This window comes from Microbulbifer litoralis, from assembly GCF_023634065.1.
Classification (GTDB): domain Bacteria; phylum Pseudomonadota; class Gammaproteobacteria; order Pseudomonadales; family Cellvibrionaceae; genus Microbulbifer; species Microbulbifer litoralis.
The window spans coordinates 54,916-78,738 of sequence record NZ_JALKCV010000013.1; the positions used below are offsets into that span (position 1 = coordinate 54,916).

14 protein-coding genes are annotated in these 23,823 nt (G+C 61.0%); 9 read left to right on the forward strand and 5 right to left on the reverse strand.

The genetic code is table 11. The features are described from left to right. Positions 1-34: 34 nt before the first annotated feature. Together MWN76_RS16845 and MWN76_RS16850 are read right to left on the reverse strand one after the other, a co-directional pair. Entirely contained in the window at positions 35-1,039 is a 1,005-nt protein-coding gene (locus MWN76_RS16845) for a FecR family protein (protein ID WP_250463460.1), read from the reverse strand. Positions 1,040-1,402: 363 nt separating this feature from the next. Further along, on the reverse strand, positions 1,403-1,906 hold the full coding sequence (locus MWN76_RS16850) for a sigma-70 family RNA polymerase sigma factor (RefSeq protein ID WP_250463463.1): 504 nt from the start codon (positions 1,904-1,906) through the stop codon (positions 1,403-1,405). Between the two features lie 364 nt (positions 1,907-2,270). Here MWN76_RS16850 and MWN76_RS16855 point away from each other — a divergent pair, with 364 nt between their 5' ends. Beyond that, the gene (locus tag MWN76_RS16855; protein ID WP_250463465.1) at positions 2,271-3,827 is read left to right on the forward strand and encodes a glycoside hydrolase family 16 protein; all 1,557 of its coding nucleotides are present in this window, start codon (positions 2,271-2,273) and stop codon (positions 3,825-3,827) included. Positions 3,828-4,007: 180 nt separating this feature from the next. Continuing rightward, the gene (locus tag MWN76_RS16860) at positions 4,008-6,551 is read left to right on the forward strand and encodes a glycoside hydrolase family 3 protein (protein WP_284500635.1); all 2,544 of its coding nucleotides are present in this window, start codon (positions 4,008-4,010) and stop codon (positions 6,549-6,551) included. A gap of 111 nt (positions 6,552-6,662) precedes the next feature. Here the strand turns inward: MWN76_RS16860 and MWN76_RS16865 are convergent, their stop codons facing one another. Further along, positions 6,663-7,562, reverse strand: coding sequence for a dienelactone hydrolase family protein (locus MWN76_RS16865; protein WP_250463467.1), 900 nt, complete (start codon positions 7,560-7,562; stop codon positions 6,663-6,665). Positions 7,563-7,989: 427 nt separating this feature from the next. Between MWN76_RS16865 and MWN76_RS21205 the strand changes: the two genes are divergently transcribed. Then, entirely contained in the window at positions 7,990-8,712 is a 723-nt protein-coding gene (locus MWN76_RS21205; protein WP_250463470.1) for a lipase secretion chaperone, read from the forward strand. On the opposite strand, the gene MWN76_RS16875 is transcribed toward MWN76_RS21205, so the two are convergent. After that, complete coding sequence (locus MWN76_RS16875; protein ID WP_250463472.1) at positions 8,707-9,870, reverse strand: helix-turn-helix domain-containing protein; 1,164 nt, start codon at positions 9,868-9,870, stop codon at positions 8,707-8,709. The genes MWN76_RS21205 and MWN76_RS16875 overlap by 6 nt on opposite strands. A 371-nt stretch (positions 9,871-10,241) precedes the next feature. Between MWN76_RS16875 and MWN76_RS16880 the strand changes: the two genes are divergently transcribed. The 6 genes from MWN76_RS16880 (at position 10,242) to MWN76_RS16905 (ending at position 21,663) form a co-directional block, all read left to right on the forward strand. Continuing rightward, the gene (locus MWN76_RS16880) at positions 10,242-13,088 is read left to right on the forward strand and encodes a glycosyl hydrolase (RefSeq protein WP_250463475.1); all 2,847 of its coding nucleotides are present in this window, start codon (positions 10,242-10,244) and stop codon (positions 13,086-13,088) included. Between the two features lie 395 nt (positions 13,089-13,483). Continuing rightward, entirely contained in the window at positions 13,484-14,446 is a 963-nt protein-coding gene (glk, locus tag MWN76_RS16885) for a glucokinase (protein ID WP_250463478.1), read from the forward strand. A gap of 735 nt (positions 14,447-15,181) precedes the next feature. Continuing rightward, the gene (locus MWN76_RS16890) at positions 15,182-16,336 is read left to right on the forward strand and encodes a sterol desaturase family protein (protein ID WP_250463482.1); all 1,155 of its coding nucleotides are present in this window, start codon (positions 15,182-15,184) and stop codon (positions 16,334-16,336) included. Between the two features lie 87 nt (positions 16,337-16,423). Further along, a complete protein-coding gene (locus MWN76_RS16895) occupies positions 16,424-17,650 on the forward strand; it encodes a carbohydrate porin (RefSeq protein WP_250463484.1) in 1,227 nt (408 codons plus the stop codon). A 569-nt stretch (positions 17,651-18,219) separates the two neighbouring features. Further along, entirely contained in the window at positions 18,220-21,015 is a 2,796-nt protein-coding gene (locus MWN76_RS16900; protein WP_250463488.1) for a TonB-dependent receptor, read from the forward strand. 144 nt (positions 21,016-21,159) lie between these two features. Next, positions 21,160-21,663: a DUF1993 family protein gene (locus MWN76_RS16905; protein WP_250463491.1), complete on the forward strand. Its 504-nt coding sequence runs from the start codon at positions 21,160-21,162 to the stop codon at positions 21,661-21,663. 85 nt (positions 21,664-21,748) lie between these two features. On the opposite strand, the gene MWN76_RS16910 is transcribed toward MWN76_RS16905, so the two are convergent. After that, positions 21,749-23,605, reverse strand: a complete 1,857-nt coding sequence (locus MWN76_RS16910) for a glycoside hydrolase family 13 protein (RefSeq protein ID WP_250463494.1) — start codon at positions 23,603-23,605, stop codon at positions 21,749-21,751. Positions 23,606-23,823: the final 218 nt, after the last annotated feature.

Below are 23,823 nucleotides of genomic sequence, written 5' to 3' on the forward strand. Positions count from 1 at the left end.
TTCACGCCCGGGTGAAAAAAATGGGCGATAAAAATTATTCCGGGCCGAGAAGGATCCGCAGGAAAGGCGTCAGATGGAGTACCCGCCCTCCGCGGGGCTGGACGATGGCGCTCAGCGCACCATCCACATTGGAGAGGTCGTAGCTGCCGGTGATGCGATGCCGGGCCAGTGTGTCGTCCAGCACCAGGATGTAGCCGGGGGCGTGGCGCTCGAGGGTGTCCACCAGGTCCGCCACCGGCCGATCCTGTACGAACAGCCGGCCCCGGCGCCACAGGGCCACCCGGTCCGGTGGCAGGCGGAAGCGTTGCACGACGCCGCTGTCGCGATCGATCGTGATCTGGTCGCCGGCCAGCAACCGATACGGGGAGTCCTGGTTGCCGCTGGCGCGGTCCGTCACCCGGACCTCCCCCTCGCTGACCGCCACTGCGACCAGCGGCTCGCCTGCCCGGACAGCAAAAGCGGTACCGATGTCCCGGGCCAGCAGCTCATCCATTTGTACGGTGAACGGCCGCCGGTCTTCGGCCACGTCGAAAAAAGCCTCTCCGCGCAGCAGCCTGACCCGACGCTGGCCGCTGCTGAAGTCTTCATCGATGGCGCTGTCCGCGCCCAGTGTCACCAGCGTGCCGTCGGGCAGGGAGAGGGTGCGGGTTTCCGCGATCCCGCTCCGGTAATCCGCCGACCAAAGCGGAAGCGTCAGTGGCAGCAGGGCCAGCAACACCGTGGCGGCAACGGCCAGGGAGACCAGTGTCCGGCGGCGGGGGAAGCGGTGTGGGGGCCGGGCTTGTTCGGCGGGCCACTGTTGCCGGTCGGCAGGCATGTCGCCCAGCAGCGCCCAGGTATTGCAGACCTTCTGCCAGGCCTGCCGGTGCTGCCTGTCGGCGGCCAGCCAGGTGTCCAGGTCCCGGCGCAGGCGCCGGTCATCGGGGGCGGCCTCGAGCCAGAGCATCCAGTCTGCCGCGCGCTCCAGGTGCGCGGTATCGGCCTTTGCCGGCACCCACTCTTCACGGGCGGCGGCCATTCCCCTGTTGGCAGTTTCCATCTCAGATCCGGAGTTGCTGATGCTTGTACCTTTCAAAACAGGACTAGTGGGCCGCTTGTAAAGTTCGGTAGCAAAGGAGCACAGCCAAATCGTTCAGGTCAAGGCGAGAAAGCGCTGGAATAGCAGCGTTATTTCAAGCTTTCTCAACGCAGAGCTGGACGATCTGGCGAAGCGAACTGTTACCTAACTTTGCGAGCGGCCCACTAGTGATCCATGCGGAAAGTTTGGTGACTAAGGAGCACAGCCAAAGTGTTCAGATCAAGGCGAGAAAGCGCAGGAATAGTGGTTCTATTTCAAGCTTTCTCAACGCAGAGCTGGGCGCTTTGGCGACGCGAACAGTTACACAACTTTCCGCATGGACCACTAGGCCACGGATGCGGCAATGTGCACCACCGCCCTGCGTACCAGGCGGTGTGCCGTGGCAGTGGATACCCTGAGCCGCTCCGATATTTCCGCCAGCGTGTAGCCCCCGACACGGTGCATTTCGATGGCGATTCGCTCCCGCTCGGGAAGGCCCTCCAGCACCACCGAAAGCTGCTCCAGCCGCTTGTGCTGCAACAGCAGTTGCTCCGGGCTGCGCTCTTCCCGGGGTTTCAGCCACTCCACGCTCTCCTCGTTCTGGTGGCGGGACTCCATGGTGGATCGCCGCGACAGATCGAAGGCGAGGTTGCGCACGATCCGGTAGAGATAGGCAGCGCCCGAGGTCCCCGGTGCAGCCGCCGGGCCATTATCGGGCACGAATCGCAGGAACGCATCCTGAACAACATCCTCGGCCCGCGATCGGCATCCGGTTATGGTGGCGACATAGTCCACCAGATCCGCACGATGATCCAGATAGACGTCCAGTTTGTTGTCGATGTATTTCACGTATCCACCGATCCATGGGCCCCCAGTTCCGAGGTCGACTGATGTCGACACTCTTAAATCTAAACGATAATCATTGTCGTTTCAATGAGGCGGGTTCACCATCCCGGTGTTTACCGGGGATGCCGCACCGTCCCGCTATTACCGACGACAGAAAAGCGGGACCTCCCGGATTTCCCGAACATCTTTCGCAAATCGCGAGCTGCAGTGGGCGCGTCGCGTCCGGCCAACTTCCCACCGGGAATGGCCGGCCCACCTTGCCTGTTTTCCCAAGGTGGGGCGACTCCCCGCGGGCGACACAGTTACATAAAACGGCCCCGGGGTTTGTGGGGGCTAACAACAATAATCACGCGATGAGGAGACAGAGATGTCCAGATTCCTTTTCCGCACCACCGCCCTCGGCCTGGCGATTGCCGCGGCCGCCTGTGGTGGGGGCGGTAGCAATAATAACGATGACAATGACAGCGATAATGTCGACGACGGCCTGGTGGATGAGCCGGTGGAAACACGCCCGGAACGCTGCCTGGAGGACCCGGAAAATTCCGGCTACTGCCTGGTATGGCAGGACGAGTTTTCCGGCGATGTCATCGATAGCGAAAAATGGACCCACGAACAGAACTGCACCGGCGGCGGCAACAACGAGGCCCAGTGCTACGTGGACAACGCGGAAAATTCCTGGGTTGCCGACGACCTGCTGCATATCAAGGCCATCCGCGAAGACTCCGTGGGGCCGGCGGTAGTGGACGACGACCCGAATTACGATCCGGGGGACACCAGCGGCAGCGGTACCTATACCTCCGCGCGGCTGCGCACCAAGGGCCTGGGTGACTGGAAATACGGCCGCTTCGAAATGCGGGCGAAGCTGCCCAGCGGGCAGGGCTCCTGGCCGGCTTTCTGGATGCTGCCCACGGACGGGGCTTACGGCGGTTGGCCGCTGTCCGGTGAAATCGACATCCTGGAAGCCGTCAACCTGAAAGTGGGTGGCGAGGACCGGGTGTACGGCACCCTGCACTTCGGCGACACCTGGCCATCGAACGTCCACTCCGGTGAGCCCTACCAGCTGCCCGGCGGCCTCAACCCGGCGGATGGTTTCCACGATTACGCGGTCGAGTGGCAGCAGGGCGAGATCCGCTGGTATGTGGACGGCGACCACTACGCCACCCAGACCAGCGACGGCTGGTATAGCAGCGCCGCACTGGACCGGCCCAACGCGCCTTTCGATCAGGCCTTCCACCTGATTCTCAACCTGGCGGTGGGCGGCGACTGGGCCGGCAATGTCAATGACACCGGCATTGACGAAAGCGCCTTCCCGCAGGAATTCCAGATCGACCATGTGCGCGTGTATCAATGCACCGAGGATTTCGAAACCGGCAAGGGTTGCGCCAGTACCGACGGCGAGTTTGTCAGCAATCCCGGCCACAAGCCGCCGCAGCCGCCGGAGGATGCCGGCGATGAGCTGGTGGTGTTCGATGGCGGGATCCACGCGTCCTACCAATGGGGGATCTACACCAACAGCGGCACGGTGGACTTCCAGGTGGTGGATGCCGGTGGCGACTACGGCGATGTGGGCCAGATCAGCTACAACACCGACGAGGGGATCGGCTTCTTCCAGTCCACGGATGCCTACGACCTGAGCGACTACACCTACGTGGAATTTGACCTGCGGGTCCTGGCGGAACCGGCCGATGCCGGTTCCGCTTCCCTGACCTTCCGCGCCGACTGCGTACACCCCTGCAGCTCCGGCGATTACCCGCTGGACATGCCGCCGATGGACCAGTGGACCCACTTCCAGATTCCGATGATGGAACTCGAGGAGGGCGGTCTGGAAGCGGACCGGGTCAATACACCGTTTGTGATCTCGCCGGGCTGGGGGAACCAGGATGGTGCGGTGTTGCAGGTGGACAATGTGCTGCTGAGCAAGTGATGCCCCGTCCCATTTTGGCGTTTTCAACCGGTGGCAAGGTGGTATGCACCATTTTGCCGCGCCGGTCCAAAGTGGGACGACCCTTTTCCGGGCTGTGCGTACAACGGAGACTGACAGAGCCGTGTTTCGCAAAACCGGCAGTAAACATTGGGTCACAAGAATAACGGGAGTTCTACGGTGATGAAGAAGCGAATTCTGCTGGGGGTCATCTCCGGTCTGATTGCCGGCGGCGGGCTGGCCGGTTGCAGCGAGCAGAAAATGGTCAGCCAACCGAAACAGGAGAGCGGCGCATCGACGGAGTTGAATGCGGATTGGCCGAAATTGACCAGTGGCATCGCCAAAGATCCGGCGATCGAAACGCGCATCGACGAACTGCTCGGCAGGATGTCCACGGAGGAAAAAGTCGGCCAGCTGATCCAGGTGGAGATTCGCACGGCGACCCCGGAAGAGGTCGGGAAATACCATGTCGGTTCCATCCTCAACGGGGGCGGCGCCTTCCCGAACAACGACAAGCACGCGAGCGTCGCCGACTGGGTCGAGCTGGCAGACGCCTACTACCAGGCTTCCACGAATACCAGTGACGGTGGCGTTGCGGTCCCGGTGATCTGGGGCACCGATGCGGTACACGGTCACAACAACGTGATCGGCGCGACCCTGTTCCCCCACAACATCGCCCTCGGCGCCACCCGCAATCCGGAACTGATGCGCGAGATCGGCGCCGCCACCGCGGCGGAAGTGTCCGCGACCGGTATCGACTGGATCTTCGCCCCCACCCTGGCGGTCGTCCGCGATGACCGCTGGGGGCGGACCTACGAATCCTACTCCGAAGACCCGGAAGTCGTGCGCAACTACGGCGGCGAGCTGGTGGAGGGACTGCAGGGCGCGCCGGGCAGTGACGAGCTGCTGCACGGCAAGCATGTGATCGGCACCGCAAAGCATTTCCTCGCCGATGGGGGCACCGAAAACGGTATCGACCGCGGCGATGCCATCATGAGCGAAGACGAGCTGATGCAGATCCACGCGCAGGGTTACTTCTCCGCGATCGAGGCCGGTGTGCAGACGGTAATGGCATCCTTCAGCAGCTGGAACGGCAAGAAGATGCACGGCCACAAATACCTGATGACCGACGTGCTGAAAAACCGTCTCGGCTTCGATGGCTTTATCGTCGGTGACTGGGCCGGCCACCAGTTTGTCAACGGTTGCAGCAACGTCAGCTGCCCGCAGGCGATCAACGCCGGCCTGGATATGTTCATGGCCACCGATCCGAGCTGGAAAGAGCTGTACAAAAACACCCTGGCGCAGGTGAAGAGCGGGGAAATTCCCGCTGAGCGCCTGAACGATGCCGTGCGCCGTATCCTGCGCGTCAAACTGCGCGCCGGCCTGTTCGAGGCCGGTGCCCCGTCCCAGCGTCCCTACGCCGGTGACGAATCCCTGATCGGTGCGCCGGAACACCGCGCCATCGCCCGCCAGGCGGTGCGCGAGTCCCTGGTGCTGCTGAAAAACAAAGGCGACCTGTTGCCGCTGGCGCGCGAGCAGCGCGTTCTCGTCACCGGCGACGGTGCCGACAATATCGGCAAGCAGGCCGGTGGCTGGAGCGTGACCTGGCAGGGCACCGGTAACCGGAACAGCGATTTCCCCGGCGCCACTTCCGTGTACGACGGCATCGCTGAGGTGGTAGAGGCCTCCGGCGGCAGCGCCGAACTGTCCGGCGACGGCAGCTTCGAACAGAAACCGGATGTGGCCATCGTGGTTTTCGGCGAGGACCCCTACGCGGAAATGCAGGGCGATGTCTCCAACCTGGACTACCGGGGCGAGCGCGACCTGGCACTGATGAAACGCCTGCGCGAACAGGGTATTCCGGTGGTGTCGCTGTTCATTACCGGCCGCCCGCTGTGGGTGAACCCCGAGATCAATGCCTCCGATGCCTTCGTCACCATCTGGCAGCTGGGCACCGAGGGCGGCGGTATTGCGGATGTGATCTTCCGCAATAGCGCGGGGCAGGTAAACCACGACTTCAAGGGCAAGCTCACCTTCTCCTGGCCGGACGATGCGCGTCCCCAGGTACGCAACCGCGGCCAGAACGAGGAATTGGCGCAGTTCAACTACGGCTATGGCCTCACCTATCGGGACGGCGGGCAGCTGGCCGCACTGCCGGAAGACAGCGGCCTGGAACAGGGCGACGGCAACGAGGCACTGGCGGTATTCAACGGCCGCGCACTGGATCCGTGGAAGTTTGAAGTGACCGACGTGGGCAACAACCGCCAGGTCATCTCCAGCAGTGTCGCCAAGCTGCAGGGGATCCGCGTGCAGTCTGTCGACCGCAACGTCCAGGAAGACAGCCGCCGCCTGCAGTGGACCGGCGAGGGGAACGCCGTTGCCGGTTTCTTTGCCAACAGTCGCACCGACCTCTCCAGTTACCTGGGCAATCGGGGTGCGCTGGTATTCGATGTCAAGGTGGACAGTGCCCCCAGCGACACCGTGAACCTGGGCATCAATTGCGGCATGGATTGCGGTGCCGAGCAGTCCATTACCGAGCTGCTGAAGGGCGCGGCGCCCGGCGAGTGGAAAACCGTCGCCGTGGACCTGCAGTGCATGGCCGAGGGCGGCGCGAAAATGGATATGGTGCTGTCACCATTCTACGTGCGCACCGCCGGTGCCCTGGACCTGACCATTCACGATATTCATATCGCCTCGAAAACGGATGCGGATATCAACTGCGGCTGACGGCACACCACACTGAAACACGAAAGCCCGGGCCGATAGCCCGGGCTTTTTTGATTCAGCCTGCGGTACCTTCAGTAATCAATAATCGGAGTCGCGGCTGCGAGTTGCCTGTCAGGGAACATGCGCACTCTCGAAAGTGGCCACATAGAGCGGCGGCCGGTCCAGGTAGGGCGCCCAGCGGGTGTCACCGTCGAGGAAGGTTTTCTGGAAAGCCAGCGCCAGCTGGCCCACATAGCGATTGGCATCGGTGGGCCCGCCCCAGGCGAAGTGCCCGGCGTTGGACGCTTCGTAGAAAAGCTTCGGCACACCGTAGGGAATACTGTCATAGACACCGTCGCTCTGGCCCAGGCCGCCGAGGTAGGTGGTATCCAGTGCGCCGTTGAACAGGATGGTGGGGATATGGGTGTTGCGACCGCTGGCATCACTGTCGATGGCGGTCATGTTGTGGCCGGCGAAAGACATGGCGGTTTTCAGGCCGCTGTATTCGGCGGACGTGATCCAGGTGGCGCCGCCGCCCATGGACCAACCGGTAGCACCGAAGCGGCCGGTGTCCAGCTTGCCACGCAGTGCACTGCCGTAGCGGGTATTTTCATCTTTCATCGCGTCCAGCACTTCCTGTTGCTGGTCCGCGCGCGAGTCCACCGAATCGTAGATGGTGCGGCTATCCATGGTAACCAGCACAATGCCGTGGGAGGCGAAGAAGGGGCCCCAGTCCCGGTACATGACCTGGGTTCCGGTGTAGGGTGGAGTGAAGACGATCAGCGAGTAGGGTGGCGCTGCGTCGGTGGGATGGTAAACCGTGGCCCCGCCCGGTGTGGAAAACAGTGGCATGGTGTAGCTGTCGTAATCGTAGGGTCCGTTGTCACTGTAATTTCCGGGGGTATCCTCGTAGCGGCAGATGGCGTCCGAGGGACAGCTCTGTGCCTGGGCGGGGGAAATACTGAAGGTCATCGCCAGCAGGATTCCCGCAATTGATAGCAGTGTTCTGACCGGGTTTTTCTTTATCATCATCAAGGCCTCTTTATCTGGCAGTTATTATCCGCGCGGTTGCGCGCTTTAAATCTCACTCGCGGTGCCGCTGCGAGTGCGGAAAGCATAAGTGGCCGCTGCCGTTGCCAGAAAGTACAGAAGACACCAAAAAAGCCGCGCGCAGTACGCTGTTGTCACACTGGCGCTTATCCCCTCTCGTTGCCGACCGCCGACCTCTGGCACACTGTGAAAAGAGACGTAGTCTTGTTGTGCTGCTGGTTTTTGTGTCGGTTACCCGGGAGGTAATGCCGTGAAATATTTTTGGGTGGGAGCGGGAGTTGTATCGTTCGGTATCACCATTGCGCTGCTGTCCTGGCGACAGTCGGGCCCCGCCACAACGCGCGCGATAAAAGTGGCCGACAGCCCCGCGGCCGTTACCGCGACTGTGAAAAAAGCGGAGCAGGGCCCAGTGACGACAACGCGGGAGCCGGAAGAAAACCCTGGGCATGCGGCGCTTGCCCCGCCGGAACCCGCCTCTGCGCGAATCTACGATGCGCTGCTGTTACTGAACTTCGATAAAGACGGTGCCCTGATCCTCGATCGCAATACCCGCGGCGCCCTGGAGATCCTCTACCCGGAACTGGCTGTGTCCGGCGGTTCCATAACCGCAACGCAGTTGCAGGCACTGCTCGAAGGGGCACTGCCGGAAGCCGCCGCGCAGCAGTTGACGGGGGTGGTGCGCAGCTATAGCGACTACCGCCAGGCGGAGCGGGACTTTCTCGGCGACAGTGGCGGCCGCAGGGTACCGGCGGACAGAAGCCGCTACCGGCAATTACTGGAACTGCGGCGCAACTATTTCGGCGAGGAACTGGCGAGCGGGCTCTTTGCCGAGGAGGAGATTCAGGCCCCGTATATCATGGATGCCATGGCGGTGGCGGGCGATGAGAACCTCAGCGGGGAAGAGCGGGCCCGGCGCCTGGCGGACCTGCAGCGGCAGTTCAACCGCGAGACCAGCCGGATGGGTTCCCCGCTGGCGCGCAGGATACTGGCGGCGCGGGTGCAGCGGATGCGCGCGGCGGGCGCCGGCGAGGCGCAGGTTTTTTCCGTGCGCAGCGAGGCGCTGGGCAGTGCCGAAGCCCAGCGGCTGGCCGAGGCTGAACACCAGCGGCAGGATGCGGCCGGCGGGCTATGAGCGCGCCGTTGCCACCTCTCCCTTCGGCGCCTGCGCCTGCTTTCGATACTCGGTCGGCGACATGCCCACCAGCCGGCTGAAGAAGCGGTGGAAGGCGGATTTACTGTTGAAGCCGGACTGCAGCAGGATATCGAGAATGGTCATATCCGCATTCTTGCCATCCGCCAGCAGCGCCTTGGCCTCTTCCACGCGATAGGAGTTCACGAACTCGAAGAAGTTGGTGCCGAAGTGTTTATTGATCACGGCCGAGACTTCTTTTGCCGGCAGCTCCACCCGCTCGGAGAATTGTTCCAGGTTCAGGTTTTTTTTCAGGAAAACCTTATCGTCTTCCATGGCTTTGCGCACCCGGTCGATGGCGCTCTCGGACGGCTCGTCCTCCGGTGCCTCGCGGCTGGTCTCCGGTTTGGTGTCCAGCAGTTGGTGGGCATAGGTCAGCGTGTACGCGAAGAAGGCATTGATCAGGATAAAGGTGACGTAGTTGTCGGCGATCCCCAAGTAGTCGGCGAGGGTGACGGACGAGAACTTGGCGAGGATATGAACCACCATGGTCCAGCCCCAACTGGCGGCGACGGCCAGCGTGAGGCCGTTGAGCCAGCTCAGTTCCTCGGTGGAGAAGTGCGAGTACTCGTCCTTGAGCTCGCCGCGGTAGCGGCGGATCAGCAGTACGGCGGCCACGGCGTAGGCCAGTGGCACCAGCGTGGACAGGTCCCAGACGAAATCCACCAGGGCCTCGGGCATTCCCTGGCCGGCCACGGAGATACGGCGCAGGTCGTCGGCGCTGAGGTCGAAGATGGCGATGCAGAGCATCATCGCCACCGCCGGCAGCAGGTGCAGCGCGTGGTGCCGGCGCAGGCGCAGGTTCTGCTGGGTCAGGGCCGACACATAGAGATAGATGGCCGGGCCCTTCAGCATCAGCGCGGCGAACAGCAGGTAGGGGACGATGCGCTGCTCGAACAACTGTGACAGCGTGAACTGGTCGTTCCACAGGATCAGGGTACTGGTGGAGGCCAGCGCCACGATCAGCAGGAAGGCGGTCAGCAGCAGGCCGTAGTTGCGTTCCCGCTGTGGCAGTACCTGCTGGAAAATGGACAGCAGCAGGCATTCCGCGGCGGTCATCAGTAGTACCACGTCGGGGATATTGAATACGTATTCTTTCATCGGCGCTTGAGTAGTGCGTTATTTATTAGGGTTGTTTGTAGTCTTTGTTATGTCGCGCAGTATAGAGAATAACCAGTGCTGCGCCTATCTTGGCCTGTCGCGAATTTTGTGCCTGGGGAGGCCGGGTGCGCTGGATCACAGGGCTGGCGGTTATTTCTTTTTTGTTCCCGGAGTGGCGATAAAGTGGCATGCCCAGTTTCCGCCGCGGAGGGAAGTGGGGCGACTCGATGGTCGCCAGCAGTGACCATCGACTGGTTACGAGTCTGGATGCTGTGTCGCGGGGCGCGGTCATCGCGCGGAGTTCAAGCGTGGGCTTGGTTCGCGGTGCGCTATCCGGGCGAGGATTGACAACAATAACGACGGATACAGCAATGAAAACACTCAGCAAGTTGCTCTGGCTGGGCGCCGCCCTGTCAGCGGCGCCCCTCGCGCAGGCCGGCTTCACCAACTACGGTGCCGGCAATATCAGCGATACCATCAACCCCGCCGGCTACGGTTGCACCGTGGATCACGGCACCTGGATTCACAATGCCGGTGTCGTCGAACCGGGCGTCAGTTCCTGTGATCCGATCGGCGCGCCCACGCCACTGCACCCGCAGTTGGTGGCGCCGGCGGCCAACGGGCCGACCATGACCCACCGCTGGTGGGGCTCGGTGTCCTTCTACGGCGAGATGACCATCGGCGATCCCGCCGATTCCGCCTATATCACCCCGGACCCGGTCACCGCGCGCATCAGCAACCGCGGCGCGCGTATCCTGTCGATCCCGGCGGGCCTGCAGACGCTGGACAACCAGACCGTCTACCAGATCCCGGACCCGTTCAGCGAAGTGTTCGACGGTATCGCCGTGGGCAACACCGCCTACAGCGATATGGAAGCCTTCCTGAAAGACTATAGTGACGGCTCGGTCACTGTGCAGTGGCGCAGCGGCGCCACGCCGGTCATGGAGGCCACCTTCGTCTACGGCTCGCCGTTCGTTTACTTCGACCTGCTGGCCGGACAGTTCGCGGTGCGCACCAAGGCCGCCGACGGCGGCGAGAAGGGTACCTTCCACCAGGACGGCAACAGCCTCGGTATCTGGACCGATGTGGCCGGTATCCGCAACCATTTCCTGTTGGTGGGCGATGGTGCCACCCAGTTCAACAACCCGGCCGGCAGCGAGATCGCCATCACCGACAGCAATCGCCTGACGGTCGCCTGGCTGCCGGGGGCCGGCACGCCGGATGCGGGCACCATCCAGACCTTCGCCCAGTACGCGCAGCAGCCGGTGGACGAGATGTTCATCGATTACGCGGTCAACCGCGCCGACAACTCGGTCAACGTGACCCATCACTACCGCTATCGGGGCGCACCGGTGAATACCCTCGCCGGCCTGCAGCCGCTGCACTGGAAAAACTCCAGCCAGCCGCTGTCCGGCTACAAGGCGCGCAGCGCCCGCGGTGTGGTGCAGTTCGCGGCCACCAGCCAGTTCAGCTACCAGTTGCCATTTGTCGGCCTGCTGCCGTTTTTCCCGGCCGGCGTCGGCGATTACGATCCGCAGACACTGCAGCAACTGGTGCAGGGTTTCATTGATCAGGGCCAGGCGAACTGGAATACCAACTCCGATACCTACTGGTCCGGCAAGAACTACGGCAAGGTGGCGGAACTGGCGGCCATCGCGCGCAGCAACGGCATGACCGCGCAGGCGGACCAGTTGACCAACTGGCTCAAGGCGGAACTGGAGGACTGGTTCCGGGCCAACACCAGCGGCTCCCTGGATACCAGCAAGTATTTTGTCTACGACGACGAGTGGAACACGCTGCTGGGCTTCGACGAGTCCTTCGGCGCCCAGCAGCAGCTGAACGACCACCACTTCCACTACGGCTACTTCGTGCGCGCGGCGGCGGAGATCTGCCGCGTGGACCCGGCCTGGTGCGGCCCCAACGCCTACGGGCCGATGGTGGAACTGCTGATTCGCGACTACGCCGGTGGCCGCAACGACACCATGTTCCCGTACCTGCGCAACTTTGACCCGGCCAACGGCTTCTCCTGGGCCTCCGGTCACGCCAACTTTGCGCTGGGCAATAACAACGAGTCCACCTCCGAGGCGGCCAACGCCTACGGCGCCATCGTGCTCTACGGCCTGATCACCGACAACCAGGACCTGGTGAACCGCGGCATCTATCTGCACACCCTGTCCACCGCGGCCTACTGGGAGTACTGGAACAACCTGGACCGCTACCGCGGCCTGGGCGGCGACCGGGACAACTTCGCGCCGGCGTACGACAAGATGACCACCTCCATTATCTGGGGCAACGGCCATGTCTTCTCCACCTGGTTCAGCGGCGCCTACGCCCATATCCTCGGTATCCAGGGCCTGCCGCTGTCGCCGCTGGTGCTGCATATCGGCCAGCACCCCGACTACCTGCAGGACTACGTGACCCTGGGCATGAGCGGAGAATCCAGCAACGGCAAGCCGTCCGGCCTGCCTGCCGGCCACTGGCGCGATGTCTGGTGGAATATCTGGGCCATGACCGACGGCCAGGCGGCGGTCGCCGACTACGACAGCATGGCCGGCAACTACACCCCGGAGGAGGGTGAGACCAGGGCCCATACCTATCACTGGATCCACACCTACAAGGAGCTGGGCCACCTGGCCAGCGGCAACGGCGGCCTGAGCGCCGACTACCCGGCGGCGCTGGCGTTCGACAACAACGGCGACAGGACCTACCTGGCCTACAACTTCGGCGACACCGCGCGCACCGTGAGCTTCTCCGACGGCACCAGCTTCAGCGTGCCGGCCGGACAGATGTCGGTGGACGGCAGCAGCGGCGGCGGTGACCCGGATCCGGAACCCGGTTTCGAACTGACCATCCAGGCCGAGGACTACACCGCCATGGCCGGCGTGCAGACCGAGGCCACCTCGGACACCGGCGGCGGCGACAATGTGGGCTGGATCGAAACCGGGGACTGGATGGCCTACGCCGGCATCAGCCTGCCCGAGGCCGGCAGCTACCGGGTCGAGTACCGGGTCGCCAGCGAGGCCGGCGGGCGCCTGTCGCTGGACCTGAACGCCGGCAGCACGGTACTGGGAGAAGTAGATATTCCCGCCACCGGTGGCTGGCAGAGCTGGGACACCGTATCCCAAACCGTCGATCTGCCCGCGGGTCCCTTCGACCTGGGCGTGTTCGCGGCCCAGGGCGGCTGGAACATCAACTGGATCCGCATCGTCAAGCTCTGACCTGCGGTAGGGCGGGATTTCCCGCCCGTCGGGGCAAAGTGACACGGCCCCAGTTTGCCCCGGCGCTGCAAAGTGGGCCGACAGACTGTGCATCTGCGGCGATGATCCGCCTCACGCGACCGCCGCCACGACAAGTGGCTCCCTGGTTATTGCGGTCGCCGAGGCAGTGGGCTCCATCGCCTTCTTCTTCTTTTTTCTGCTAATTGGACCGGCCCCAGTGCCGGTCTTTTTTTGTCCGCAGGTTGACGGCGGCCCCGGTGAGCGGCGCAGTTGGCGTCTGTCTACCCCTCCCGCCGGAGGGGAGTTGTCGACAAAGGCGGGGAGGGCTGGTTTTTTAGTCGCCGAATCCGTAACTTATAGCGCCGCTTTTCAGGGAGATACAACAGGAACAAGCCATGACGAGCATCGTAGCGGATATCGGCGGCACCAACGCCCGTTTTGCCATCGCCAAGCCTGCCAACGGCGGCTATGAACTGCAGTGCCTCAAGGTGGTGGACTGCCAGCAGTTTGCCGGCTTCGATGCCGCCTTCCACCACTGGCTCCAGGGCCTGGACCAGCCGGCCCCCGAGCGCGCCTGCATCGCCGCGGCCGGCCCGGTGGACAGCACCGCCGCCGGCGGCCGCGTCTATATGACCAACCTGGGTTGGAGCATCTGCGCCGAATCCCTGCGCCGGGAGTTTGACTTTGCCCACCTGGAACTGATCAACGATTTCGCCGCGCTGGCCCTGTCGCTGCCCAAACTGGGTGCGGGTGACTATAAAGTCCTGCGCGATGTGCCGCGGGTCGAGGGCGCGCAGATGGCGGTATTGGGCCCGGGCACCGGCCTGGGGGTGGCCGGCCTGGCGGTGGAAAACGGCCGCTACCACGTGCTCGCCGGCGAGGGCGGCCACGCCAACCTGGCGCCGGCCACGGAGCGGGACCTGGCACTGATACAGATACTGATGAAGAGCCGCCAGCCGGTCTTCAACGAGTGGGTGCTGTCCGGCAACGGCCTGGTGAACCTGTACCGCGCTGTGTGCGAATTGAACGGCAAGCCGGCCGAAGACCTGGCGCCGCCGGATGTCGGCACCCGGGGCCTGGACGGTTCCGACCCGCTGTGCCGCGAGACCCTGATCGATTTCCTCAACTTCCTCGGCAGCGCCGCCGGCGACGCGGCCCTGTATATCGGCGCCCGTGGCGGCGTATTCCTCGGCGGCGGTATACTCCCGCGCATTGCCGACCTGGTGCCAGCGAGTCAGCTGGAGCAGCGCTTCCTGGATAAGGGCCGGGTGGAAGGCTGGATGCAGTCCGTGCCCCTCTATGCCCTGAATGCGGGCTTCCAGGCCCTGATCGGCGCGGCGGTACAGCTGGAAGGCTGAGCAGGGGGGGCGTCGGCTACTGCCGCCGAGGGCGGATTCCATCCAGTCGGCGCGCGGCGGCTGAATTACTCGCCGCGAGCAAACCATTGTCGATACTGCCGAAAAGGGCTGCCTCGGGGCTGTTTGGCTGCGCTCCTGTACCCCGGCCGGGGATCCTTCCCGCACTCCGATCACTCACTGTTGAGCGATTGTCGCCACACCGGCGATGACGGTCAGCAGGGCTCTGTCCTTTTCTTCCTGCAGCTCTTTCCTGCCAGCCTTTGAAGTCGGGAGTTATTTCCTCTGCCGACATTGTCGGGTGCGATCCGCAGGTGTTGACCGGATATCGGGCATCTCTATTTTTTTGCCGCTGTATTTGCAGTTGGGCTCATCGATTATTTTATGTTTTCGGCATTGCAAGGCATTTCCTTGAGTAGCCAGGCATGAGGTTTCATGTCGGACTACTGATGTATATGTTGGTAGGTCGGAAATTTATTGCCGTTTTATATTTGAATTACTTCTAACAATCGCGTTGAAAAATCCTTAATTTTTAGTATTTCTAGTACTGCATGTAGTCATATCTCGAAAAAATAAAATAAAGACTCCTCCTCCCCCAGCCGGGGGGAGGAGTCTTTTCTCTCCGCTGTTTAGATTCCGGGTTCCAGAAAAATCTTTCCGCAGACGCCTGCCGGTTGGCAGGCCGTCGGCATATTCCTGTTTCGATTACTTTATGTGGGCCGCTAGGGAGGTGGGCAGATGACTTATTTACGTAATATATTGTCTTCTATTTGGTACGGAAATCTCCATTTGCGGGACAGTGACAGGCAGAAATTGATTCTGGTTGTTATTTCCGTTGTCGGATTCCTGGCGTGGCTGATTCCCCAGCCTATAATTTCTGACTTTCGTAGCATTGTCGAAGCGGATTCCGCACGGGTCTTCTATATGGCCAAAGACCTGGTGTTGGACAGTGTCTCTGCACCACTGGCCAGTATCCTGGTGGCTGGGTTGGTCGTGCGCGCGGTCTTTGTAATCCTGGTGGGCTGTGCGGATATGATCTTTTACCGCCGCGTATCCGGACGACCATTTGATTACCAGGGCATGTTCAATATTTCCATGGTGAACCTGTTCCTGGTTTTCGGTGGCCTGTTTGCTTTTTTCAACAGCGATATACAGAGCCTGCTCGAACACTACGATGAACTGGTGCAGAGCGTCCCCACGCTGATTGAGCTAAATGGCGTTGTGGCTCTCGTGGTTTCGATGTTGATCGGGGATTTCTGCTTTTACTGGTCTCACAGGCTATGCCACAACGTGCGTTTTTTCTGGAACCTGGGGCATATTTACCACCACCGTAACAGAAATCTGACACAGCTGACCTGTGCCATAGAGCCGACTTCCGTACTGTTGCAGGCTGCCGGTGGCCTGACCCTGGTTGTGTTGCCGCTGCTTTCGAAGCTTTTTACCTCGAATATCCAAAACGCCGGCTGGGCCCTGGTTGTGGTCATGATTGTGGATGTTCTGGTCGACCCGTCCCACTCCCCGGTGCTCTATCGGATCGAGTCCCGCAGCCGCATTCTGAAATCGTTGCGATGGTTCTTTGTGACGGTCGGTGTGCACTACACGCATCACTCCCGGGAGGAAAAGCACAATATCCACTCGGGATGTAACTTCGGGGCGCGACTGACCATCTGGGATCGCCTCTTCGGGACCTACCGGGAGCCGGACGACGAGCTTCCCGAAGCCGGCCTTTTCAGCGATACGGCAGATTATTGCATGAATCCAGTACGCTATATCTTACAGCCCTTTGTGCGGATGTCGGACGAGTTGAGAAGGAACAACATCATTCACTGGCCGATGATCCTGTTCGGGCCGACAACCTACCAGCCGCCAAATCAATCCCCTGTAAAGCCCTGATTGTGACCGGTGGTGAGCCCCGACAGCTTGTGGAGCATGTCCGGGCTGCCGCGTCTCCCTTCGTTTTCAGCAATCTCGGGTGTTGGTATGGAACGCTGGTTTGCCGCTTTTCTGGTGTCTGCGCTGCTGTATTCCCCACAGACCTCTTCGGCGGAAGCCCTGGGGTTTTCCACCAGTGGTTATATCCGCTATGGCTACGGCCATACGCGCAACAGGAGCACGCATACCTGTTACCGGGCAAAGGGCGCGCACGGTGCTTCCCGGTTTGGCAACGAGTGCAATCAGTATATGGATTTCCAGCTGAAGCACGATTTGGGAAAAAAGGACGGTATCTACCTGCACAGTGAAATTGGCTGGGATTTTTATGCTGAGGAAGGGAGGACGCTGGCACTGGTAAAACGGGATGAGCGCTTTTTGCAGTTGCATGGCCTGGGCGAGGTGAGCCTCTGGGCCGGGCGGCGTACCTATCGGCGCAAGGAGGCCCATTTACTGGATTTCAAGTATTCCAATCTCTGGGGAGAGGGATTTGGCTGGGAGGATGCTCCTTTGCTGCGTGGTCACTGGGCCTACGCCTACCTGTCCCGCCCCGCGGAAGAGGGCGACATCCATTCGCGACATATTACGCACGACTTCCGGGTCTACGACTTGCCGATCGATATTTTGCCCGTGCAGTCTGCCACTCTGGAATTATCCGCCAACTATGCCGAAATGAAACCAAAGCCAGGCTACTTCGACCGCCAAACCGGCTTCGAGGGATTTTCGCTCAATGCTGTGCTGGATCAGCAGTTCCGCCCGGGGGTGAGCCACAAGCTGTCGCTGCAGACTGGTTCCGGCGCCCTGGCTGATCTGGACTCCCGACTGTCGCTGCGTCGCGACAGAGAGGGGGACCCCATCTCCCCCGACAATTACAGAACAGTGCGGGTTGTCAGCGAATCCCTGATCGAGAACCTGGACCGCGCCTCGATAATGTTGACGCAGCTGTTTGAAAAGAGGTGGGTGCTCGGGACGCAGGATAGTGGTTTTACCTGGGGTAGCCTCGGCGGCCGGGTGAAGTTGTATCAATCTGATGCCATCAATTACGTACTGGATGGCTCTGTAGATTATGTCCGGGACGGCGAGGTGGGTGTCTCGTCGCTGGTAAAGAAACTGTCGGTTGCGTTGCAGTTTTCCCGCGGGCGCGGGTTTTACAATCGCCCGGCACTGCGTCTTTATGCCACCTATGCGGAACTCGACGATGATTATGCCCTGACAACTAGGGAGGGCCTGTCGGAGTCGGGGGTCTCCTGTGGTATCCAGTTTGAAACCTGGTGGTAGCCGGTATGCAGGCCGGAGCCTGTCCAAAGGTGGACTCGGAGACACCCGCTGAGCTGCGGGGCGAAGGTGGCCCGGGTCGGGTGCCGGCAGTCAGTTGCGCCACCGGCTTTCCCCGGATGCCTCGCGCTGGCCTGCGAGGTTCTGTGCCGGATGGGGTCGCCGGAGGGGGGGGGGAGGGAAGCGGGGTTCCTTTCATCATTGCCCGGGGGAGGCTTTTATTTTCCCAGCGAGCAGAAGCTGAGACTTTTTTGCTCGTTGCGGCAGCGATCTGATTGTTTTCTGGACAGATGGCGGCTGTGAAATCATTATACGCAGCCTGGTCGGTACTGTGGCGGGTTGCGTACTGAAGGGGGAGAGAAAGTCTCTCCGGAGTTCGCCGCAGGCTGGGGGCCGGATCAGTGTGATCTGATAAAGTCTTTATAAAACAGTTGGTTACGGTGCTGTATCGAACCGGGCTGCAGAGCCCGGTTGCTTCTCTCGCCTCCTCCCCCTCGGGGGAGGATGTTATGGACAATGGGCGCTCATAGGATGCGACTACTCACCATAACGATAAGTCCAGGGAGAAGATGATGAGTCAATCCTATAAAGGCAAAGGGGTTTTCCGGCCCACTTTGCTGTCCGCTGCCGTAGCAGCCGTGAGTGTTTCATTGCCGGCTTTCGCTGCTGAAGAGGGCGTTTCCAACACCCTCGAAGAAGTAACTGTCACGGGCTTCCGCAAGAGTGTGATGGATGCCATCGACACCAAGCGCGAAGCCACTGGTGTTGTCGAGGCTATATCCGCCGAGGATATCGGCAAGCTGCCGGACTCCTCCATCGCCGAATCGATCTCCCGCCTGCCGGGCCTGACCTCCCAGCGACTGGACGGCCGAGCGAGCCGCGTCAGCATCCGCGGCTTTGGTGAGAACGAGAGCGCCACTACCTTCAACGGCCGCGAACAGGTCTCCATCGGCGACAACCGCGGCGTCGAGTTCGATCTGTATCCGTCCGAAATCATGAGCGGCGTGACGGTTCACAAGACGCCTACCGCCGATCTCGGTGCCGAGGGCATCGCCGGTGTGATCGATATGCAGTCGGTCAAGCCGCTGGATCGCGGCGAGCGCGTAATCAAGGTCAACAGCCAGTACGAAATGACCAGTTTCGACAAGCTGAACCCCGATGGTGAAGACAGTGGTCATCGCGCCACCCTGTCCTACATCGACCAGTTCGCCGACGACAGGATCGGTGTGGCGTTTGCCTACAACACCATGAGCTCGCCGAATCAGGAGGAGCGCTGGAATTCCTGGGGCTACCGCACCGATACGCCCGGACTGGAAGGCTACTCGGTATTGGGCGGTGCCAAGCCATTCGTGCGCTCTTCCGTACTGGATCGCGACAGTGCCATGCTGGTGCTCCAGGCCCAGCCCAATGACAGGTTGGACCTCACTTTCGATTCCCTCTACGTGGACTTCAACGATGAGAAGATCCTGCGCGGTATCGAAGTTCCCTTCGCCTGGGGGCAGGGTGAAGTAGTCGCCAACGAAATCGATGAAGCCACCGGTTTTGTGACCGACGGTACAGTGCTGGACCAACGCGTTGTGGTCCGCAACGATATGGAAAGCCGCGAGGCGAAGCTGAACTCCTTCGGCTTCAACGCCAAGTACGATGCCACCGACTCGCTGATTCTCGAGTTCGATGCCAGCCACTCCAAGGTCGAACGCAAAATCTGGAGTTTCGAGAGTTACTCCGGTACCGGCCGCGGCGACAGCCTGGGTGTGGGTGAGGATATCGGCTACACCTTCCGGTCCGGCAACACCGGGGCCCTGTTTACCCACCAGCTGGATTACAGCGACTGGGACCTGATCAAGCTGGGCGGCCCGCTGAGCTGGGGTGCCAGCACCGCATTGAACAGCAAGTACGGCCTGGAAGAGGGGGACGTGCTCTATAACTCCGCCCAGGACGGATTTATCAATGCACCGGAAATCGACGACGAACTGAGCACCTTCAAGCTCGCCGCCACGCAGATGGTGGATCTCGGTGTCGTCAACGAAATCTCCTTCGGGGTCTCCCACCGCGCGCGGGAAAAATCCAAAGACTCCAACGGCTACTACATGACCCTGGCCAATTTCGACGGTGAGTCCGAGGGGATGCTGACCGTGCCGGAAGAGTACCGCCTGGGTACCGTCTCCCTGGACTTTATCGGTATGGGGAACATGGTTGCGTATGACTCCGCCGGCCTGCTGGCTGACGGCTACTACGACCTGCTCGATGAATCCCTCACCGGCATCCAGCACTTGACCAAATCCTTCACCGTGAGCGAGGACGTCACCGCGGCCTTCGCCCAGGCCGGCATCGACACCGAGATCGCCGGCATGCCGCTGACCGGTAGCGTTGGTATGCGCTACGTCTACACCGACCAGCGCTCCGAAGGTTACGCCGGAACCGTCAATGCGGACGGGCTGGTTGAGGCCCTGGCTACCGATGTGAGCCACGACTACGATCACTGGCTGCCGAGTCTCAACCTGTCACTGGCGCTCGACGAGCAACAGACGGTGCGCTTCGGTGCCGCCAAGACCATCTCCCGCCCGCGCATGGACGAGATGAACGCGTCGCAGGAAGTGACCTACAGCCCTACCCCCAATGCAGACGGCTATTACTGGACCGTCACCGGCGGTAACCCGAACCTGGAGCCGAAGGAATCTCTGGGGCTGGATCTCACCTACGAAAACTACTTCAGTGATGAAGGCTACTTCTCCGTAGCTTACTTCTGGAAAGACCTGAAACAGTGGATTTTCGACGGCAACTACGAACTGGATATGAGCGGCGTTGCCGACCCGGCTACCGGCGAAGTGCCGGAGGAATCCCTGGCGTTTGCCAGCGGCAAGGTCAACGGCGGCGGTGGCACCCTGCAGGGCTATGAAGTGTCCGCCACCCTGCCATTCAACATGTTCAGCGAAGCACTGGATGGTTTTGGTGTGATCGCCAGCCACACCGGTATCACCTCCGATGTGGAGGACCAGCACGGCAACGACTACGAGCTGCCGGGCCTGTCCGACCGCATTGAGTCCCTGACCCTGTACTACGACAACTACGGTTTCTCCGCCCGCACCAGCGTGCGGAAGCGTTCCGACTTCAAGGGCGAAGTCTACGGTCTCGGTTTCGATACCACGCAGGTGGATGTACTGGGTGAGACCATTGTCGATGCGCAGCTCGGTTACGACTTTGGCGAGGCGGGCTTCACCGGCCTGGACGGCCTGTCGGTATACCTGCAAGGGACCAACCTGACCGATGAACCGTTCACGACCCTGAGCGGCGACAACGAACTGCAGGTTCGCGACTACCAGAGCTATGGCAAGACCTACCTGCTGGGCTTCAGCTACGAGTTCTAATCCAGCCGGTTAGTGCCGCAATTGAAAGGCCCCTGCAATCCGGTATTGCAGGGGCTTTTTTTGTCGATCGCGATAGGCCGTACAAGCGGGCAGACCGCTGTCGCGGACCAATCACTTCCGGCTTGTCGCGTTAAGGAGGGAGCCATGAGCCAGAAACCAGTCGCTGTATTCCTGTACTATCTGCACAAGCTGTCCGCTCTCTCGGAGCGAGCCCGGGACATGGATGATGGTGAATTGCTGCAGGCGCGGCTTGCGCCGGAAATGTTTCCGCTGGGACAACAGATAACCACTGCGGTCAGCTTTGCTCCGAGAACCCTGTGCCCGTTGGCAAAATTGGAGGTGCCGGACCTGGGCTGCGCCGGAACCTTTGCCGAAATCCGCGCGCTGATCCAGCGCACGGAAGATTTTATCCGGCAGATTCCGGAGTCGGCGTTTGCCGACTTTGAAGCGCGGGAGGTGACTGTGACAGCCGGCTTCGCTGAACGGGTATTCACCGGCGATGACTTCCTGGACCTGTATGGGGTGCCGAACTTCCTGTTTCACTATGCGATGGCTTACGCAATACTGCGGGCCGCGGGTATCCCGGTGGGAAAAGGGGATTTCGACGGTTTTCACGAATACCCGGTGGGCTTCAGTTTTCCTGCCTGAGCCCACAGGAGCCCGGGAGGAGGTATTTGCGACGAGGGGAACTCCACACAGGTATGGAGAGTTCCCCCGCAAACGACAGACTGGATCAGCGCTCCCGGTTTCTGACCAGGATCAGGCCATCCAGGGCGCCGATGGTTATACCGCTGGATTGGCGGTCGACAGGCTGCGCCTTTTTGTCCAACGCATTCTGCCAGCTTGAGTTTTCCAGCATCTCTGTCGAAATGGTCTGCTGCCGGGGGGCATTGTTCAATATCACCAGAACCTCGTTGCCGCGATACTTGCGTCGATAGCCATAGAGCTGGCGCTTATCATCAATCAGCACGGGCTTGAAATTGCCCAGCTGTAGCGCCGGGTTCTCGTTGCGGATCCGAATCAGTGCGCGGTAGTGAGACAGCAGGTCCGCGTTGACGGCCACTTTGTCGGGCGAGCGCTTGCCGCCATCGGGCAGGTAAATTTCGTCTTCGTACTCGATGTCGGGCCAGATCATCGGCTTGCGCGAGTCCGGGTCATTTGCGCCCCACATGCCCACTTCATCACCGTAATAGATCATCGGAGCTCCCACGTAGGTCATCTGGAAGATGGTAAAGAGCTTCTGTAGCTGGATCTCATCCTGGTTGGGTTTCCTGACAGAGTAATCGGGGTTATTGCCAGCCTGCGACTTCGTGAAGTAATCGCCCCAGTCCCTGAAGTTGCCTATTCCGCGGTTGACGATGTGCGAGCCGATCCGGTTGGAGTCGTGACTGCCAAACAGGTTTTGCACGACGTAGGCGACACCCTGCGGGTAGAGTCCCCTGAGCTCGGCCAGTTTCCGGTTGAACTCACTGACACTGATATCGGTATCGGCGGGATTGAAGAAGAACTCCGCTGCGGCAAAGGCAAAGTTGTAATTCATCTCGCCGTCGAACTCGTCACCCTGGAAGTAGGGCTTTACCTTTTCGGGCTTATCGACGATCTCTGCGGTCAGGTAGGCCTGGGGATTGATCGATTTTACGTGGCTGCGCCAGGCTTTCCAGAAGTTGTGATGCACATCGTAAGCGACGTCCAGCCGCCAGCCATCGATGCCGTGCTCGATACCCTCGCCTTTCGGATTCATCCAGCGCCTGGTTGCGGCAAATACGTACTCTCTCGGGCCTGCTACCAGCCCGTTTTCATCTTCCCTGAATTCGGGCAGGGACTCCACGCCAAACCAGCCGGAGTACTTGAATTTCGTCCCTTTCTGTTCATTGCGGAAAGACTCCACCATGAACCAATCCCTGTAGGGAGACTTCTCCTGGTATTTGAGCAGGTTCTGGAAGGCGAAACTCTCGGTGCCCATATGATTGAACACACCGTCGAATATGATCCTGATACCGCGTTTATGGGCTTCGTCGATCAGCTCCAGTGCCAGCTCATCGGCGCTCGTCCAGACCCAGGTCGAGGGATCCAGCGGGTTTTCGCCGGCCATCAGTTTCCGGTCGCCCTTGGGGTCCGGCCCGAAATTGGGGTCGATATGGTGGTAGCTGGCGCCGTCATACTTGTGCAGCGAGGGGGAGTCGAAGACCGGATTCAGGTAAATCGCATTGATACCGAGGTCGCTCACGTAGTCGAGCTGATCGATGATCCCCTGGAGGTCGCCGCCGTAACGGCGCCGCAGCAGGTGTTTCCAGAGCTCCGGCTCGCCGTTGGCTTTTTCGTAGGGCTGCAGCCGATACCAGTCGCTGCCCCAGGGGTGAATCTGCCATTCCCTGGGCGGCTCCTGCGGATCGGCGCCGAGTATATCCTTCATCTTTGGGTCGTTGGAGGAATCGCCATTGCGGAAACGCTCGGGAAAGATCTGGTACCAGACCGCCCGCTTTGCCCATTGCGGTACGAACTCATCGCCGTCTTGGGCGCTGGAAAGCTGGGTACTGCCGAGCATGGCAGCGGACAGGGTTATCGCAGCAAGCCGTTTTATATTCTTCATCTTTAACTTCTCTTCTGTGGGCCTGTGTCAATGCAAAATAAAACCTGGAAGGGATCTGCGCAGGAGCTGGTCGCAGGCGGCAACCGGGTATGAAGCGGGGCTGTGGCTCTTGCGATAACAGCTTCCAAGGGTCTCGGTGTAATAACCTGCCAGTATCCACCAGAAGGTCGGCTGTTGCGTCAGCCCCATACGGGGAGTAGGGAGAGCCGCCGGGTGGA

What these genes read in the sequence shown, in the direction of transcription:
- MWN76_RS16845 (WP_250463460.1), bottom strand. Translation starts at nt 1,039, where the DNA reads ATGGAAACTGCCAACAGGGGAATGGCCGCCGCCCGTGAAGAGTGGGTG.
- MWN76_RS16865 (WP_250463467.1), bottom strand. Translation starts at nt 7,562, where the DNA reads ATGATGATAAAGAAAAACCCGGTCAGAACACTGCTATCAATTGCGGGA.
- MWN76_RS16890 (WP_250463482.1), top strand. Translation starts at nt 15,182, where the DNA reads ATGACTTATTTACGTAATATATTGTCTTCTATTTGGTACGGAAATCTC.
- MWN76_RS16900 (WP_250463488.1), top strand. Translation starts at nt 18,220, where the DNA reads ATGAGTCAATCCTATAAAGGCAAAGGGGTTTTCCGGCCCACTTTGCTG.
- glk (WP_250463478.1), top strand. Translation starts at nt 13,484, where the DNA reads ATGACGAGCATCGTAGCGGATATCGGCGGCACCAACGCCCGTTTTGCC.
- MWN76_RS16910 (WP_250463494.1), bottom strand. Translation starts at nt 23,605, where the DNA reads ATGAAGAATATAAAACGGCTTGCTGCGATAACCCTGTCCGCTGCCATG.
- MWN76_RS16895 (WP_250463484.1), top strand. Translation starts at nt 16,424, where the DNA reads ATGGAACGCTGGTTTGCCGCTTTTCTGGTGTCTGCGCTGCTGTATTCC.
- MWN76_RS16905 (WP_250463491.1), top strand. Translation starts at nt 21,160, where the DNA reads ATGAGCCAGAAACCAGTCGCTGTATTCCTGTACTATCTGCACAAGCTG.
- MWN76_RS16875 (WP_250463472.1), bottom strand. Translation starts at nt 9,870, where the DNA reads ATGAAAGAATACGTATTCAATATCCCCGACGTGGTACTACTGATGACC.
- MWN76_RS16860 (WP_284500635.1), top strand. Translation starts at nt 4,008, where the DNA reads ATGAAGAAGCGAATTCTGCTGGGGGTCATCTCCGGTCTGATTGCCGGC.
- MWN76_RS16855 (WP_250463465.1), top strand. Translation starts at nt 2,271, where the DNA reads ATGTCCAGATTCCTTTTCCGCACCACCGCCCTCGGCCTGGCGATTGCC.
- MWN76_RS16880 (WP_250463475.1), top strand. Translation starts at nt 10,242, where the DNA reads ATGAAAACACTCAGCAAGTTGCTCTGGCTGGGCGCCGCCCTGTCAGCG.